The 229-nt window shown below is 63.3% G+C and carries 1 protein-coding gene; it reads right to left on the bottom strand.

Features of this window, described 5'->3' with window-relative positions; genetic code table 11:
* Window positions 1-22: 22 nt before the first annotated feature.
* The coding region (locus tag BV453_RS01980; protein WP_249520750.1) for a hypothetical protein at window positions 23-229 on the bottom strand (207 nt) is incomplete at its 5' end.

Below are 229 nucleotides of genomic sequence, written 5' to 3' on the forward strand. Positions count from 1 at the left end.
TAGCTACGCAGCGCCGAGCCCTTTAGCCGACATCGCGGGGGTAGCCGCGCCGCGTGAGTTCTTCGAGGACGGGGCGCAGCTGCTGTTCTCGCTCGGCTTCTGCATCGTTTCGTTTCGCGATGATTGCATCTACGCCAGGTACGAACTTGACCACGAATTCGGGAATCTCCTCAGGCTCCATAGTGCTGACCACCCAGCCGCCCCTCGCTACGTAGGCCGGGGCGCCAGC

It is taken from the genome of Microbacterium sp. ER1, assembly GCF_023383675.1.
In the GTDB taxonomy this organism is placed as follows: domain Bacteria; phylum Actinomycetota; class Actinomycetes; order Actinomycetales; family Microbacteriaceae; genus Microbacterium.